The organism is Lachnotalea glycerini, from assembly GCF_003201285.1.
Lineage (GTDB): Bacteria > Bacillota > Clostridia > Lachnospirales > Lachnospiraceae > Lachnotalea > Lachnotalea glycerini.
Window position 1 is genome coordinate 73884 of record NZ_QICS01000004.1, and the last position, 17911, is coordinate 91794.

At 34.0% G+C, this 17911-nt stretch carries 14 protein-coding genes and 1 other annotated feature (1 of these 15 running past the window's edge); of the genes, 11 read left to right on the forward strand and 3 right to left on the reverse strand.

Annotated features, from left to right (window positions below; translation table 11 throughout):
- The first annotated feature begins 1 nt into the window (after nucleotide 1).
- The 6 genes from C8E03_RS10065 to C8E03_RS10090 all read left to right on the forward strand — a co-directional run bounded on the left by C8E03_RS10065 (nucleotide 2) and on the right by C8E03_RS10090 (nucleotide 7496).
- A complete protein-coding gene (locus C8E03_RS10065) occupies nucleotides 2-700 on the forward strand; it encodes a TrmB family transcriptional regulator (RefSeq protein WP_094377734.1) in 699 nt (232 codons plus the stop codon).
- Nucleotides 701-1076: 376 nt separating this feature from the next.
- Complete coding sequence (locus tag C8E03_RS10070; RefSeq protein WP_110290984.1) at nucleotides 1077-3089, forward strand: NAD(P)/FAD-dependent oxidoreductase; 2013 nt, start codon at nucleotides 1077-1079, stop codon at nucleotides 3087-3089.
- 22 nt (nucleotides 3090-3111) lie between these two features.
- On the forward strand, nucleotides 3112-4059 hold the full coding sequence (locus tag C8E03_RS10075) for a polyprenyl synthetase family protein (protein WP_242993489.1): 948 nt from the start codon (nucleotides 3112-3114) through the stop codon (nucleotides 4057-4059).
- Nucleotides 4060-4113: 54 nt separating this feature from the next.
- Complete coding sequence (locus C8E03_RS10080) at nucleotides 4114-5013, forward strand: UbiA family prenyltransferase (RefSeq protein WP_094377737.1); 900 nt, start codon at nucleotides 4114-4116, stop codon at nucleotides 5011-5013.
- Between the two features lie 105 nt (nucleotides 5014-5118).
- Nucleotides 5119-6225 (forward strand): hypothetical protein, encoded by a 1107-nt coding sequence (locus C8E03_RS10085; RefSeq protein ID WP_094377738.1) that lies wholly within the window; start codon nucleotides 5119-5121, stop codon nucleotides 6223-6225.
- A gap of 212 nt (nucleotides 6226-6437) precedes the next feature.
- A complete protein-coding gene (locus C8E03_RS10090) occupies nucleotides 6438-7496 on the forward strand; it encodes an FAD:protein FMN transferase (protein ID WP_110290986.1) in 1059 nt (352 codons plus the stop codon).
- A gap of 69 nt (nucleotides 7497-7565) precedes the next feature.
- Here the strand turns inward: C8E03_RS10090 and C8E03_RS10095 are convergent, their stop codons facing one another.
- Nucleotides 7566-9182, reverse strand: a complete 1617-nt coding sequence (locus C8E03_RS10095) for a mannitol dehydrogenase family protein (protein WP_110290987.1) — start codon at nucleotides 9180-9182, stop codon at nucleotides 7566-7568.
- A gap of 19 nt (nucleotides 9183-9201) precedes the next feature.
- On the reverse strand, nucleotides 9202-10269 hold the full coding sequence (gene uxuA / locus C8E03_RS10100) for a mannonate dehydratase (RefSeq protein WP_094377741.1): 1068 nt from the start codon (nucleotides 10267-10269) through the stop codon (nucleotides 9202-9204).
- A gap of 212 nt (nucleotides 10270-10481) precedes the next feature.
- Between uxuA and C8E03_RS10105 the strand changes: the two genes are divergently transcribed.
- From C8E03_RS10105 to C8E03_RS10115, 3 genes are all read left to right on the forward strand, one after another.
- The gene (locus tag C8E03_RS10105) at nucleotides 10482-11360 is read left to right on the forward strand and encodes a helix-turn-helix domain-containing protein (RefSeq protein WP_094377742.1); all 879 of its coding nucleotides are present in this window, start codon (nucleotides 10482-10484) and stop codon (nucleotides 11358-11360) included.
- Nucleotides 11361-11473: 113 nt separating this feature from the next.
- Entirely contained in the window at nucleotides 11474-12979 is a 1506-nt protein-coding gene (locus C8E03_RS10110) for a sensor histidine kinase (protein ID WP_110290988.1), read from the forward strand.
- Nucleotides 12972-13661 (forward strand): response regulator transcription factor, encoded by a 690-nt coding sequence (locus C8E03_RS10115; RefSeq protein ID WP_094377744.1) that lies wholly within the window; start codon nucleotides 12972-12974, stop codon nucleotides 13659-13661. The genes C8E03_RS10110 and C8E03_RS10115 overlap by 8 nt, the downstream gene beginning before the upstream one ends.
- A 175-nt stretch (nucleotides 13662-13836) precedes the next feature.
- On the opposite strand, the gene C8E03_RS10120 is transcribed toward C8E03_RS10115, so the two are convergent.
- A complete protein-coding gene (locus C8E03_RS10120) occupies nucleotides 13837-14907 on the reverse strand; it encodes an HD-GYP domain-containing protein (protein WP_094377745.1) in 1071 nt (356 codons plus the stop codon).
- 177 nt (nucleotides 14908-15084) lie between these two features.
- Between C8E03_RS10120 and C8E03_RS10125 the strand changes: the two genes are divergently transcribed.
- Nucleotides 15085-15756 carry an RluA family pseudouridine synthase gene (locus C8E03_RS10125; protein ID WP_094377746.1) on the forward strand — a complete coding sequence of 224 codons (672 nt, stop codon included), beginning with the start codon at nucleotides 15085-15087 and terminating at the stop codon, nucleotides 15754-15756.
- 56 nt (nucleotides 15757-15812) lie between these two features.
- Nucleotides 15813-17690 carry a glycosyltransferase gene (locus C8E03_RS10130; RefSeq protein WP_110290989.1) on the forward strand — a complete coding sequence of 626 codons (1878 nt, stop codon included), beginning with the start codon at nucleotides 15813-15815 and terminating at the stop codon, nucleotides 17688-17690.
- 78 nt (nucleotides 17691-17768) lie between these two features.
- Nucleotides 17769-17911 (forward strand) — a binding site (T-box leader) (it continues 62 nt past the right edge of the window).

The following is a 17911-nucleotide window of genomic DNA, read 5'->3' on the forward strand; positions in this document are numbered from 1 at the left end:
CATGGAATTAATTGAACAATTAATGAAATACGGACTCACAAGGCAGGAAGCAATCATCTATATGACGCTGCATTCCGATGGCGAACTGACCGGATACGAAGTTGCGAAGCTTACAGGGATTTCACGCTCAAATGTGTATACTGCACTGGCAGGATTGGTAGAAAAAGGGGTTGCCTATGTATTAGAGGAAAGTGTGTCGAAATATACTCCCGTAAGCTTTCAGGAATTCAGCAGTAATTTCATTCATAATCTGCAAGAAACGCGAAATGAGATAATAAAGAGTCTTCCTGCCAGAAAGGAAGAATCACAGGGCTATATAACAATCAGAGGGAACAAAAATATACTGGACAAACTCAGAACTATGTTGCTCGAAACTCAATATCGTATTTATGTAGCAGTAAGTAGTGAAATTTTGGGTCAGTACATCAAAGAGCTTAATGTGCTTGTGGAAAAAGGCATTAAAGTGGTTATCATTGTGGATAAACCGTTTGAGTTAGATGGAGCGATTATTTATTTTAAGGAAAAAATTGATTGTCAAATCCGTTTAATTTGTGATTCACAAAAGGTTTTGACAGGACAGTTAAGTAACAAGGGAGAAGCAACCTGTCTGTATTCACAAAATCACAATCTTATCGATGTTTTTAAGGAAATGCTTCAAAATGAAATAACACTTATCCAGACTGGGAAAACAACTAATTGAAAAGAAGTAAATTGTTAAGTTAACTGGCTTTCAAAGAAATGAACGAAAGATATTAGTATTAAATTGTGTGAAATCGGTTTTGATAGTATAAATAATATACACAAGGGAAGAACTATATATTGCAAACAGACCGTTTATATGTACTTTTAACTTAAACTTAATGCTTTGAGTTAAAAAGTGAATAACTATCTTTTTTATACTTTTATACTCAAAAGTACCTACTTGATTAATGGACTTCAATTTGCTAACATAAGGTACAAACATAGTGTTTTAGTAGACTTTAATGTTAATAATTTGTCAAATTGGAATGAGATAGTGACACTATAAAAAGATATAAATACTGCTCTTAGACTTACAAATTTAAGGAGAGGGATATATGGGAAAAAAAATTGTTATCGTAGGAGCTGGGTATGCCGGAATACTGACTGCTAAAAAGCTTGCAAAAAGATTGAAGAAGTACGATGATGTCAAAATTACTATCATTGATAAAAAACCATTTCATACCATGCTTACTGAGCTGCATGAAGTGGCAGCGGACCGAGTGGATGAAGACAGCATTAAGATTAGTTTAAAAAAGGTATTTGCAGGGAGAAAGGTAGAGGTAAAGTTAGATACAGTTATCTCTATAGATTTTGAGAAAAAAGATGTAATAGGTGAGCTGGAAGCTTATTCGTATGACTATTTAGTGCTGGCGGCCGGATCTAAGCCAACTTTTTACAACACACCTGGAGCAGAGGAATTTACTTATAAACTTTGGTCATATGATGATGCAATTATTTTAAAAGAACGTATTTTAAATGTGTTTCGTCAGGCAGCTTGCGAGACAAATAAAGAGATTAGAAAAAAACTATTAACTTTTTATGTAGTCGGTTCAGGCTTTACCGGTGTAGAAATGATCGGAGAGTTGGCTGAATATGTGCCTATCCTTTGTAAACAATTTGATATAGATAGAAAAGATGTAACTTTAGTGAATGTAGATGGACTTAGCAGGCCAATACCTAATATGCCTGAGAAGCTTTCGAATAAGGTAACGAGACGCCTTGAAAAAATGGGAGTTTCACTTTCATTTGATACATTTGTGTCTAGTGTGGGTGTAGACTTTATTGAATTAAAGAAGAATGATAAGATAGAGCATCACAGCGCTGGGACGGTAATCTGGGCTGCCGGGATTCAATGTTGTGACATAACCGGTGAAGCCGGAAAATGCCTTGAAACGCAGCGTGGCGGTCGCATTCAGGTAGATCAATATTTAAAATCAACAAAAGCCGATGACGTTTATGTTATTGGGGATAATATGTACTTTGTTCCGGAGGGGGACAAGTTTCCGGTTCCACAGATGGTTGAAAACTGTGAGCAAAGTGCAGATACAGCAGCTCATAATCTTGTATGTGAAATTACAGGAAAGAAAGACAAAAAGATTTACAAGCCGGCTTTTCATGGTGTTATGGTTAGTATAGGAGGACGTTATGCAGTTGCACATGTAGGATTGCCAAATCATTTTTTTAGTCTGGCATCTTTCTTTGCAATGTTTGCAAAGCACTTTATAAATATTATTTATTTTGTACAAGTGTTAGGTTGGAACAAGGTATTTAGCTACATGAAACATGAATTTTTTACCATACGTAATTGCCGTAGTTTTGTGGGAGGGCATTTTTCAAACCGCACACCAAGCTTTTTGCTGGCACCTTTGAGGGTATGGCTTGGAGCAGTCTGGTTATTTGAGGGAATTATGAAGATTGTAGAGGGATGGTTTGTAAATCCTATGCTCACGAATTTCTTTGGTGGAGCAAACAGTTGGTATAACAGTATTTTAAATACAGCGGTCGCAGAAAGTACAGATGCAGTGACATCAGCAACCGGAGCAGCAGCACAAGCGACAGATGCAGTATCAGCGGCAACTGGGGCATCGGATGCGGTAGCAACAGCAGCAACTGCGGCTGGAAAGGTTTTGATGAATTTTGATATTTTAGGACTGATTCGGATTATTTTTGTAAGTGGTAAGGATTTAGCCAGTTCTACTATTAGTGATTATGCATTTAAACTTGATATTCCAATGATGAATTGGTTCCTTGATAAATTTATCCTCCCATATGACGGTGTACAAATTGCAATGCAGATATTTATTGTAGTTGCAGAAATTTTAGTTGGCTTGGCTTTACTAGGTGGGTTATTTACATCACCAGCGGCAGCATTTTCACTTATTTTGCAATTTATGTTTGTTTGCACGACAGGGTTATATCTTGGAACGTTTTGGATGATATTTGCAGGAGTCGCAGTTTTGATCGGAGCAGGAAGAACGTTTGGCTTAGATTATTATGCAATACCGGCGTTAAAGAAAGTATGGAAGAAATTACCGTTAATTAGAAAGTTGTATCTATACAATGATTAATAACAATACCTTGGATGAAAATATGGAAACACTTAATTATGATGAAGCAGTGAAGCTTGTGAAGGCAGAAGTAGAACGGGCATTAGTAAAATCGCCGTTTATTATTCGTGAGTACTTAAGCCATTTGGCTTTAACTCAAGGAAAATATATCAGAGCAACCTCTGTTATTGTTGCTGCTCAGGATGGGAACGGTTATGTCCATTCTGATGCAGTTAAGGCAGCAGGAGTTATAGAACTGATACACCTTGCATCACTTGTGCATGACGATATTATTGATAATGCTGATATAAGAAGAGGTAAACCTACTTTGCAGAATAAATATGGCAAGAGAACTGCTGTTATCTGTGGAGATTATCTTCTTAGTCTGGCTCTTAAGATGGCTTCAGAAGCTAATGACAAAAATAGAGGTACTGAGATTGATTTTCCTGATTATATCAGCAGAATTTGCCTGGGAGAATTGGAACAGCATATTAATAATTTAAATTTGAACCTTTCTATTTTTCAGTATTTAAAGATTATATCAGGAAAGACTGCCGCATTGTTTGAAGCATCTTTTTTTGCAGGAGCGGCGGTGTTAAAAGTAAGTGATGAAGAGCTTAGAAATTATAAGCAAATTGGATATTATATCGGAATGATATTTCAATTGTCGGATGATTGTATTGATTTTGATACTTCGGCTGATATAGCTAATAAGCCTGTTCAATCTGATTATGAACAGGGTGTGATTACGTTACCGTTAATTCATGCCTTTCAAAATCTGAAAGAGTTTAAACAAAAAGCAGCAAAAGCAAAGATTACAAGAGAAGAAATCAATCAGGCAATAATGAAGACAGGTGGTCTTGCTTTTACAAAAGGACTGATTAAGAGATACTATGATAAAGCAATGCATCGTATCAATGAACTGGAGATTAACGAGGAAAAGAAAACGAAAATTATTTTTATCCTAAATAAAGCAGCACGCATTCAATAAATAATTAGATGAAATTGGATGCTTGAATTTCCTGTATTTAGGGAGGAGGACACTTTGATTAAAAAGTTTTTTAATTATATAGAGATAAAAACAAAAATCACAAGTACGTTTACATTTGCTATGACGATAGGATTTTTATTATATCATAAGCAGGTAATTAATTGGAAACTAACAATCATTTTCTTTTTCTCCATGTTTTTATTTGATTTAGCAACAACTGCGATTAATAATTATATCGATTCTAAAGATAATGGACAAATCTTGGATTTTAGCAGAAAGACTTCGCTGTATATTATATATATTTTATTTGCAATTAGTACAGTGCTGGGACTTTATTTGGCGTATTTATCAGACCTTGTTATTTTAGCAACAGGTGCGGTGTGTTTCTTATGCGGTGTACTTTATACATATGGACCGGTTCCGATATCAAGACAACCTCTTGGTGAAATTTTATCCGGATTTTTTTATGGTGTCATGATACCATTTATTCTAATGTATATTAACACGCCTTCCGGGACTTTTTTGTCCTATCAGATGAGTCTGGAATCTGTTTATTTAAAGCTTCAAATTGCGCCAATCATCAGTCTGCTTCTTTTCGCGGCAATTCCTTTTTGTCTCACGGCGAATATTATGCTGGCAAATAATATCTGTGATTTGGAAAAGGATATTAAAGTAAAACGATTTACACTACCCTATTATATAGGAGAAAAAGCACTTCCTTTATTCGCAGGGTTGTATTACGCTACTTATATTGCCACTGTTTTAATGGTAATTTTTAAAATATTGTCACCGATATGCCTATTTTCTTTGCTTTCAATCATTTTAGTACAAAAGAATATTAATCAGTTTTTGAAAAAGCAGGAAAAAGCAAGTACTTTTATGTGTTCCATAAAAAACTTTGTTATAGTTATGGGAGCAAATACTACAGTTATATTTATAAGTTTATTCTTCTGATCTGTTGAGATTGGACTGAAATAAAAATTAATCAATATAAGATTTGGTTTAGTGTGATAAGCACAACTTGTCTTATTACCGCTTTGGCGGTGGAATGGAGGAAATATGAAAAAGATGACATCGTTATTATTAAGTTCAGTATTGGTCGTTTCTTTACTCGCTGGCTGCGGCAGCAACAAAACAACAGAAGAATCGACAACTGAACAGACAACACAAACAGAGGAATCTGCTGGAACAACGGATACGAAAGAAACAACAACTGATACAACAACTTCTGATGGAACGGGTGTAAAAACCGGTATTGCAATTAATACGTCACTTGCCAGTTCAACGGATGCGACAGCGGATGCAGAAGGAGTGGCGCAGACGGACTCATTAGCTGTAGCCGTATCTGTTGACGCAGATGGAAAAATCCTGAATTGTAAAATTGATTCTGCTCAGACTAAAATTAACTTTTCAACAGACGGAAAAATTACTACTGATCTGACTACTGAAATGAAATCAAAGCAAGAGCTGGGAAGTGATTATGGAATGGCGAAAGCGTCCGGAATCGGAAAAGAGTGGAATGAGCAGGCAGATGCTTTTGCTGCATATGTAGTTGGAAAAACAATAGAAGAGGTAAAAGGAATTGCTGTTACAGACGAAGGTGTGGCATCAGATGCGGACTTAGCTTCTTCCGTAACGATTCATATTGGAGATTTCATTTCTACTGTTGAAAAAGCGGTAACAAATGCGAAGGATCTAGGTGCATCAAGTACAGATAAGCTGGGACTAGCTATTAATACTACTATTGATAAATCAACGGATGCAACGTCGGATGCAGAAGGAGTGGCTCAGGCATATTCCTATTATACAGTTGTAACAACAAGTACAGATGGCAAAATTACAAGCTGTGTAGTTGATTCAACTCAAGGAACTGTTAACTTTGATACCAAAGGTGCTATTACAACTGACTTAACAGCACAAGTTCAGACAAAGCAAGAGCTAGGAAGCGATTATGGAATGGCGAAAGCGTCTGGCATAGGAAAAGAATGGAATGAACAAGCAGATGCTTTCTCAACCTACGTAACTGGAAAGACAATAGATGAAGTAAAGGGAATCGCAGTTTCTGATGAAGGCTTAGCAGAGGATACCGACTTAGTAAGTTCGGTTACGATTCACATTGCACCATTAATTTCAATTGTTGAAAAAGCTGTGGCAAATGCACAATAAAATTTATTTATAATAGAAATAGGTTTATTTCAGACACCTGTTTGATTGGGGATGCATTTCAATTCTAAGATGCATCCTCAATTTAAATTCATAGCAAGATGAAATGTTTTAATGACTCATCTTGCTGAATTGCCACGGAGCTTCTTAAGGGCTTAAGGTATTAATAAATCCTGAATGCTGTCTGGTTACAATAGATTAGGGAAATATTAGAGGTGAAAGTATTGGCAAAAAGAGTATTGAGTATTTTCTTACTTTGGGTAATGACAATTAATTTAACAGCTTGCTCTGGTACAAAAGAATCACGATATGAAGCCAGTTTTTTGGAATTATTTGATACAGTTACTACGATAGTGGGATATGCTGAGAATAAAGATGAGTTTACCAAGTATGTTCAAATAATTTATAATCAATTAAGTGAATATCATCAATTGTATAATATATATAATGACTATGAAGGAATTAACAATATTAAAACAATTAATGATAATGCTGGAATTAGTCCGGTTAAGGTGAATCAAAAAATTATAGATTTATTAAAATTTTCAAAGAAAGCTTATGAAGAAACGAATGGAAAAACAAATATTGCATTGGGGTCTGTATTGTCTGTATGGCATGACTACCGCACTCGTGGTATAGAAGATCCTGAAAATGCACAGCTTCCACCTATGGATTTGCTAGAGGAGAAATTCAAACATACAGATATTAATAATATAATCATTAACGAAGAGGAGTCAACTGTGTATATACAGGATTCGTTGATGAGTATAGATGTCGGGGCAATCGCAAAAGGTTATGCAGTGGAAGCAGTCAGTCAGTATATAGAAGAGCAAGGATTTACTCATGCTGTGATATCAGTTGGGGGAAATGTAAGAGCACTTGGTACAAAAATAATAGATGGTAAAGAACAGGCGTGGAGTGCAGGAATTCAAAATCCTGATTCCGAAAGTGAAAATACTAATTTATATATTCTAAATTTAAAAGACTACTCGCTTGTAACAAGTGGTGTATATCAAAGATATTATACAGTAGATGGAAAGGAATACCATCATATTATTAACCCGAGTACTTTAATGCCGGCCGATTATTTTTTATCAGTTTCTATTGTATGCAAAGAATCAGGCAATGCAGATGCGTTGTCTACGGCAGTATTTAATATGCCTTACGAGGACGGTGTAACATTAATCGAGTCTTTGGAAGAAACCGAGGCTCTTTGGGTATTCAAGGATGGTTCAATGAAATACAGTTCAGGTTTTGACAAATTTATCAAGTAGGAAATAAGACAAAGTGGCAAGTCCCTTATAACTTTATGATTAAGGAGTTATAAGTGGCTTGTCACTTTGTTAGATTGTTACATATTTATTTAAGGCCGCCTCAATTGCGCCTTCACCGATAATCATTTCTGCAAAATAATCACAAACAAGCTTTGCCAGTCCAACTTCACACAAATCAATACCAAATATAGTTTTGTCCTGAAGTAGTGGCTTTAAACTGCTGTATGCATCTACATGATCACCAAGTTTTATTGTATTTACATAAGGGCATACACGATCCAATAATGGATCCGGGCTTAATTCAAATGAGTTACCCTTATCATCTATTGCCATAAGATAACGAAGCCATCCTGCGAAAACAAGAGGAATATATTTTAAATCCAATACATTCAAATCGGAAGAAGCCACGTAAGCCTTTATGGTTTCTCCAAAGCGGATTGCCAGTTTTTGTGATGTATCAGTTGCGATTCTTTGCGGTGTATCAGGCATAAATGGATTAGGAATACGCACATTTACAACTGTATCAATAAATTCTTTGGGATTAATAATACCTGGATTTACAACAACAGGCAAACCTTCTTGATATCCAATCAGTTCTACTAGCTTCTTAAGGATAGGGTTTTGCATTTCTTTTGAAATCAAATCATAGCCAAGTAAACATCCAAATATTGCAAGTGCAGTATGCAAAGGATTTAAGCAGGTACACACTTTCATTCGTTCTACCTTATCTACGGTTTCTCTGGTGGTAAAAATAAATCCTCCCTTTTCTAGTGCTGGTCTACCGTTTGGAAAGCTGTCTTCAATCACCAGGTATTCACATTCCTCAGCATTTACAAAAGGAGCAATGTAGGTGTTTTTGGTGGTAACAAGAGGAGCAAGTCCTACTAATCCATCTTTATTTAGAAGGTCACAAACAAAGGAATCCGGTCTGGGAGTGATTTTGTCTATCATCGTACAAGGGAATGAGACATTAGAAGAATCATTCAGGTATTCACAAAATCCTTTTTCCACAAGTCCATTTTCCTCCCAACTCTTACCAAAGGCAATCATAGCATCATATAATTTATCACCGTTGTGAGAACAATTATCCATACTTACCATAGCAATCGGCTTCTTGCCATTTTGAAATCGGGTATATAATAAGGAAGCAACCTTTCCAATGTAGCTTTCTGGGTCAGCAGGACCATTTAACATATCCTGTGTTACATTAGGCAGTTCTTTGCCAAGTCCATCCACAAGGCTGTACCCCTTTTCTGTGATGGTAAAGGAAACCATTTGCAGAGAGTTTGCTTTAAATATTTCTTTCAGCCTGTCAAAATCTTTTCTATTATGAGAATTCACTGTTAAAGATTCCACAACACTTCCAACTACAGTTTTGGAAACGCTGCCATCGGACTTAAGAGTTACTAAAATGCTTAAATCATCATGAGGATGATTTATTTTTTCTATTATTTCATAATCATAACCTTCTGCTACAATTAAACCTCTGTCTAATATGTTTTTATTGAGCAAAGTTTGTACAACATTTGCCTGAAAAGCACGAAAAATATTGCCGGAGCCAAAGTGTATCCAGAAAGGATTTTCTTTAGTGGCTTTTTTAACCAAAGCACTGTCAAATTGGGGAAGCTCATAGCCCAATGCCTCCCATTCCGCTTTATTTGATAAATCAGATTGTAATAATTTCATAGAAACTCCTCCGTTTATGTTATCGGCAGCTTTTTAATATAGCTTCCCATAATCCATTTAAATAGGTTGCACCAAGAGCACGGTCATATAAGCCGTATCCAGGCATTGCCACTTCGCCCCAGATCATTCTTCCATGGTCTGGACGAATTGGTCCTTCAAAGCCAATATCGTAAAGAGCTTTCATAATTTCAAACATATCAAAGGTACCATCTGACGATAAATGAGCAGATTCTTCAAAATCAGTCGGAGAGTTAAATTTCAAATTTCTAACGTGTGCAAAGTGAATTCTCCCCTTTAAAGCACGAATCATTTCGGGAAGGTTATTAGCCAGATTGGTTCCATAGGATCCGGAACAAAAAGTGATTCCATTATGTGGATTATCAACCATCTTCATCATGCGTTGAATGTTTTCTAAGTTTATAATGATACGAGGAAGTCCGAATACACTCCAGGCAGGATCATCTGGATGAATTGCCATATTAATATCATACTTGTCGCAGGTAGGCATAATACGTTGAAGAAAATATTTTAAATTTTCAAAAAGCTTTTCACTATCAACATCTTGATACATTGCAAACAGTTCCTTAATTTTGCTCATTCTTTCAGGCTCCCAGCCAGGAAGAACAAATCCGTTCGAACTAGAATCAATTGATTCAAACATGTTTTCAGGATTTATTTTATCAATATCGTCTTGATTGTATGCAAGAACGGTCGAACCATCGGCTCTTTTTCTTGCTAATTCAGAACGAGTCCAGTCAAATACAGGCATGAAATTATAGCATACAAGGTGAAGGTCTTCTTTACCCAGATTTTCAAGTGTTTGAATATAATGATCAATATACATGTCTCTGTCGGGAGAGCCGACTTTAATTGCATCATGTATATTAACACTTTCAATGCCTGATACATGAAGTCCTGCTTTTGCTATCTCTTCTTTCATTGCGCGTATTTCATCCACGCTCCAAACTTCACCCGGTTTTGAGTCGTAAAGTGTAGTGATTACGCCTGTTACACCAGGAATTTGTCTGATTTGTTCTAGTGTTACACTATCATGCTTACTGCCGTACCATCTAAGTGTCATTTCCATTGTTTATCCCATCCTTTTATCATTTATTTTAAAATGTAATGATGTTGAGGTCAAAAGGTATTTTGTCCCCCCGATACCTGCGGATTGTTACGCACTTTGGTATCATATAATCATATTATACTTCATATTTGTAAATATCCAATTGATAGAGTTGTTATATACATTGCAAAACTTGCTATATTCTGTTAAGCTAGTTGCAGGGAGGTAACAGAATGAAGAAAAAATTGCAAACTAAGTTTAGTACAAGACAATATATGCTGTCAAAAGACTTTGAAATATATTATTATAGCGATAAAGTGTTATCTCCGGTTCAGCCTCACACGCATGATTATTATGAATTTTATTTTTTTTTGGAAGGCGATATTGATTTATGTGTTGATGATAAATGCTACCGTATTAAACATGCAGACTTTGTTTTGATACCACCGGGAACAAGCCATAATCCAAGCTTTATTAATGAAAGTAAGCCCTACAGGCGATTTGTACTTTGGATTAGTAAAGAGTATCTCAATGAGCTTATGCAAATATCAAAGGATTATGGTTATATTATGCAGCATGTCTTAATTACCAAGAATTATGTATTTCATAATGATATCATTAATTTTAATGCTATGCAGTCCATGATATTTAGTTTGATTGAAGAAATTAAGAGTGAGAGATTTGGACGTGAAGCTGAGATTTTTCTCAGGCTTAACAGCTTACTTATGTATTTAAATCGTATTGCTTATGATCACAATACAAATAAGCCTTTTAAGACAGAAAAGGCATTGTATTTAAATTTATGCGATTATATCAACGAGCATATTGAAGAAGATTTATCATTAGAGAAGCTTGCAAGTGAATTTTATGTTAGTAAGTATTATATTGCACATGCTTTTAAAAATAATATTGGTATATCCATTCATCAGTACATTATGAAAAAAAGGCTGCAGATATGTAAGGATGCTATATTAGGAAGCGAAATAATCAGCAATGTCTATAGGCGGTATGGTTTTAATGATTACTCCAGCTTTTATCGGGCATTTAAGAAAGAATATGGAATTTCGCCAAAAGAGTATAAGAATAAATATGAAATAAGTAAAAACATTTAGTTAAATTTATATTATATTCCTTTAGTAGATTTAATAAATATGATATAATGTATATTAAAATTAAAATTTTTGTGAAAAAGTCTGAAATTATTTCGTGAGAGGGAATTTCTTATATGAAATTAAAAACTCGTATATTTTTTACATTTTTATCATTAATCGTAGTACCTATTATTATAACTGTCATTGTTATTGGTTTTTTAAGTTTTATTAGTATAAAAAACACAGAAAATTTTTATCATATTGATAGTCATGGCTTCGAAATAATAACTAATCCAGTTCGATATTTTAGTCGATTAACCGATGAAGCTTATGAAAAGCTAAATCAAGTGGCAGCAATTGCTCCGGAAAAACTTATGGATATCAGTTATTTAGAGGAGATAAATGAGCAATTGTTAAAAAAGGATTCTTTTCTTTTGGTTGAGAAAAATAAATTTTTTGTTTTTGGTGAGGAGAATCAGTTATGGAATGATCAAGAAATTAATTCATTCTATAACTGGAAGGAATATATTATCTTAAATAATGGTCTGGAGAAAATGGTGTATGTGAACCATAAAGTACTGTCTTTTATAAGAGAAATTAAATTTCAATATCCAAATAATGAGGCAGGAACGATTTATATTGTTACATATTTAAGTGATCAAATTATCAGTATGAGAAAGATGCTTGAATTGTTTATGTATCTCATGATAGTAATTTTAGTTCTATCTGTTGCTATCATAACAAGCAATTTATATAAAAGTATTTCAATTCCGATTTCTCAAATTAAAGAAGCTACTCAAAGCATTAAAGAAGGTAATCTTGACTTTGTGGTTCAGGTCAAGGCAGTAAAAGAAATTGAAGAACTGGCAGATGATTTTGATGAATTGAGAGAAAGACTCAAGCTACAGGCAGAAGAGAAGGTAAAATATGACAGTGAAAGCAAGGAACTGATCAGTAATATTTCACATGATTTAAAAACTCCGATTACAGCGGTTAAAGGTTATGTGGAAGGTATTATTGATGGAGTAGCAGATACGCCGGAGAAAATGGAAAAGTATATCAAAACAATATATAATAAATCAAATGAGATGGACAGATTAATTAATGAATTAACTTTTTATTCTAAAATTGATACCAATCGTATTCCTTATACGTTCACGAAATTAAACGTTGAGAGCTATTTTAATGATTGCATTGATGAAGTTGGACTGGATTTGGAATCAAAAAATATAGAGCTTGCATTTTTTAATTATGCACCCGTTAAAACACAAATCATTGCAGATGCAGAGCAATTAAAGCGAGTAATTAATAATATTGTAGGTAACTCTATAAAATATTTAGATAAGCCAAAAGGCTTTATAAATATTAGAATAAGAGATGACGGAGACTTTATACTAGTTGAGATAGAAGACAATGGTAAAGGAATAGGGGAAAATGAATTGCCATATATTTTTGACAGATTTTATCGTACAGATACTTCGAGAAATTCCGCTAAAGGGGGAAGTGGAATTGGTCTGTCTATTGTAAAAAAGATAATTGAAGATCATGGTGGTGAAATCTGGGCAACAAGTAAAGAGTTAACAGGAACAGTAATGTATTTTAAACTAAGAAAGTATCAGGAGGTTCAGATGTATGAGTAAGATTCTTATAGTAGAGGACGAGGAAAGTATAGCAGATTTGGAGAAGGATTATTTAGAGCTTAGTGGATTTCAGGTAGAGGTTGAAAATACGGGAGATGTAGGGCTGAAAAGAGCGCTTAATGAAGAATTTGATTTGCTTATTTTAGATTTAATGTTACCAAATGTGGATGGCTTTGAGATATGTAAAAAAGTAAGAGAAACTAAAAACACACCCATTATTATGGTTTCAGCAAAGAAGGACGATATTGATAAGATAAGAGGACTAGGATTGGGCGCAGACGATTATATGACAAAGCCTTTTAGTCCTAGCGAGCTTGTTGCAAGAGTAAAGGCGCATATGTCTCGTTATGAAAGATTAATAGGAAGTAACTCACAAGAAAACGAAATGATTGAAATCAGAGGAATTAAAATCGATAAGACGGCACGACGTGTTTATGTAAATGATGAAGAGAAAACATTTACAACGAAAGAATTTGATTTACTTACCTTTTTAGCACAAAACCCAAACCATGTTTTTACAAAAGAAGAATTATTCAACAAAATTTGGGACATGGAATCTATTGGAGATATTGCTACCGTAACCGTACATATCAAAAAAATCAGAGAGAAAATCGAATACAATACTGCCAAACCACAGTATATTGAGACTATTTGGGGAGTAGGTTACCGCTTTAAGGTGTGATGAAAGCTTCAGAAAAGCAGGTACATACATAATAAACTGTTTAACGATAAAAAGGCTTTTGTAAAGGAATTAAATTCTTTTTCAAAAGTCTTTTTGAACATATAAAATTACAAACGCTCTTTTACGAATATAGATAGTACTTATTATGTAAAAATTCACAACAATTGAGTGAAAGCTATAGATTTGCAATACCTACGATTGTAATATTTCTTGCATTATAGTCTGATTTTAGATCAATATAATGAGTTACTATATTATTTTTTACTATTTTAACTTTAGGACGTGTATTAAATTCTTCGTAATTTTCAACAACGATGCCAACCTCTCCATTACTTAAGGTTACTGCTGTGCCTAAAGGATACGATGCTACTTTATAACAAAAAGTAATTACAATGGCAGGATCAAACATGCTTCCCGAACCGCCTTGAATAAACTCCAGAGCCTCCGAAGGAAGGTAAGCCTTATGATACGGACGGTCAGATACAAGGGCATCATATACGTCACATACCGCTAAAATACGTCCTAATAATGAAATTCCTTCCCCCTGTGCGCCGGATGGATAGCCAGAGCCGTCATAGCGTTCATGATGTTGCAAAATGCCAACGTAAGTAGCAGAAGAAATACTTGGAAAAAATCTTTTAATGAAATGGTAACCATTCGTAGGATGTTCTTTAATAATATCGAATTCCTCATCGGTTAGCATCCCCGGCTTTGATAAAATTTCGATTGGTGTAAATTTCTTACCAATATCATGTAATATTGCTGCCATGCCAAGCTGTATCAGCATTGCTCTATGAAATTTAAGCGCATTTCCTACGATAAGTGACAAGATAGCAACGTTTACGCTATGATAATAGGTATAATCGTCATATATTTTTAAATCTACCATATTTACAATGACATCTTTATTGGAAATAATTTCATCAATAATTTTTAATAAATTAGAAGAAAGAAAATTGATTTCATCCTGATAAGAGGAAGAGTCTGTGGAGGTAGATACAAAAATTTTTTTTAAGGATTGTACCGCCTCATTTTTTAGCGTATCGATAATGATATTATCAATTTGAAGGTCTTTAGATAGCTCATCATCAATATACAAGCCAGGATATCCTAAAGACTTGATACGTTCCAGATAATCATTTGTAATTAAGTTACCCATGTTTAGCAGCTTGATACCATTTTTATCAAAAATAGTTTTTCCAAGTACCATACCGGGTTTTATATTATGTATAGGGATGTATCTCATTAATAAACGCTCCTAAGTCGAATGTTGTGTATCATTAAAAATAATTGTATAATGTCATAGTAAACGTATGGTAATTATATTTTATAAATATAGTTAGAACATTTGTAACAAATACTACCATATAAGCATGAATTTTTCAATAGATTCAAAGAAAAAACAGGGAAATGGTAAAATAGAATGAACCTAAATATAATTTTTGAAGATAATTATGTAATAATATGTAAAAAAAGGAAAAATATGGCTGTTGAAACAGCTAAAATAGGAGAAATTGATCTGGTCAGTCAATTAAGAAATTATGTAAAAGACAAATCGGGCAGTTCCTATATTGGAGTAGTTCACAGATTAGACCAACCTGTTGAAGGGGTTATGGTATTTGCAAAGAATCCATTTGCAGCAGCTGAGCTAAGTAAGCAGATCAGTCAAAATAAAATGAAGAAATTTTATCTGTCAGTATTGTGCGGTAAGATGGATAATAAAGAAGAAAAGTTAGTTGATTATTTACTGAAAAACGGAAAGACAAATACATCTTCTGTAGTAAATAAAGAGACAAAGGATGCAAAAAAAAGTGAGCTTATCTATCGAGTTTTGAATACGATTGATAATCTATCCTTAGCAGAAATTGAATTGATTACTGGAAGGCATCATCAAATCAGGGTTCAAATGGCAAATGCAGGTTTTCCTCTATGGGGTGACGTTAAATACAATCAAAAATTCTTGAACCAAAGAAATGTTACACCTGCATTATGTGCTTATAAGCTTGAATTTTTACATCCAAAAACGAAAGAGAAAATGATTTTTAAAATAGAGCCGGAAGGTGATATTTTTCAAATATTTAATAAATATTATTGATGTTGTGGTCATAAGACAATATTAATATAAAAATCATAACGGAAAGGTAAAATCTTATGGAAAATTTGCAGGTAATAGAAGAACTTATAGGTGAAATCAACGAGGAAGTACTATTATACTATGATTATGTTTCACCCAAATTTAAACGTTTATTAGATGACTTATATTTGCAAAAAGAGGCTACGGATGAAACTTTGTCTCAGTCAGTTGCTATCACCCTTCTTCAGTATATCAGTGAAAAAAGAACTTATATTAGCGTTTATATATATTCTTTTTTGTGCAGATACGAATTTAGTGATGAGTTAATGTGCCAGTATATTGATTTTGTGGTTAGAAATACGCATTTAAAAGCAAATACAAAATTTTTTATTTACCACCAAATAAGGTTTTTACTAGAAGAAAATAACATTCCATCCACGCAAAGACGATATTTAATGTGGAGACTTTATAATTCTTCAGCAGACTTGTTTAAATTAGATGATTTTAAAGAGTTAAGTATGATACCAAAGGATCAGAGAAATGAAAATTTAATTATAATTATCACAGATAAATTTATTGAAGAAGAGGATGAGAGTACCTTAAAAGCATTGGAATGCAGTAAAGCTGTCATAACAGATTTACACAAGAATGTGTTACTAATTAATACAGCAGAACGGCTTTCACAAAAAGGTGCAGTTGAATATTATCAGATTCATACGTCAGAATACATACAGGACAAAATATATGAACAGTCAATAAATTGGAAAGGGGTTTCCATACCCTATTTTCAGTGTGATAATAATATGCCGGATAAAGCAACGATTGATACCCTGATTGATACAATTGAACAATTAAAGCCAATGTGTGTGATAGACTTAGGCAGGAGCATGCTTGCTAAGCTGGCACAAAATGTCGTACCTGTAATAGAAGCAGCAACAACTGCTTCAGAAATAAAACAGAAGATACTAAATATAGATACCAAAAAGGAGATTATACTAAGTATTTGTATTCCGTCCTATAACAGAGGGCACAGAGCACTTGAACTAATCGAACGGTTAATGGATGTACCAAAGGAGTTAGAGGTAGAATTTGTAATATCAAACAACGGTAGTATAAGGAATCAAGAAGGATATGCCAAAATCAAGGAATATGCAAAACGGGATGAAAGAATTATTTATAATGAGTTTGAAGAAAATCAACTTTTTTTAGGAAATTTTTGGAAGGTTATTTTAATGGCAAACGGAAAATATGCCATGTTAATCAGTGATGAGGATAATGTGATAATCGAAAATATTCGCGAATATATCAATTTGCTCAAATATAACGAATCTCTGGGTGTAGTAAGGTCAGCAGGAATAGGAGCATATTATAGTGATGGTGGGGAGGTATATGCCAGAGCAGGAGATGAAGCATTTAATAAATTCTTTCTTGGTAATAATTATATGACAGGAATTATTTATCGAACTGATTTTATTACGGAAGAATTTTCCAAGAAACTGAATGAAACATACAAAGATAATATAGCCTATTTATATTACCCTCACGAATTTGTGGATATGTATCTTTGCTTACACTATGATTTTTGTAAATACAATCTCCCGATTTTCGAGCATGGAAAATCAGAAGATGAAGTTGCCTCAGAGATAAAATACAGAAATTACGAAAGTCGTTTTGCACAACATACGGGCTTTACAGAATTGCTGGCACAAGTACAGTTTCAAAGTGCGAAAGCAAAAGTAAGGGCTTATACATCTTTATGCTGGAAAACCTTTTTCCTTATTTCACTTCGCAAACGGTACTATCAAAATGATTACACAAACATTTGTGATCAATGCAAACAACTGTGTCTAGATAGTGTAAAGCAGCTTGGACTGGGTGAAATGACAGAGGCAGTCACAGCGGATATAAGCCAGATTATTGACAAATATTACAATAAGTTTTGCTTGGGAGAATAAAAGTAAGAATATATTACGGGTTGACAAATGAAACATGATGGCATAGAATACATCATAAAGAATGTGAATTTACCTTTAAACATGGCAATGACGAGGAATAGTATATAAATGAAAATCTCAGAGAGAGAGTTAATGGTGTGAGACTCTTGTTTGGATTTTATAGAACCTGCCTTTGAGCTCTATATGAAAGTATAGCGTATATTCTGCGATAAAGAATCTAA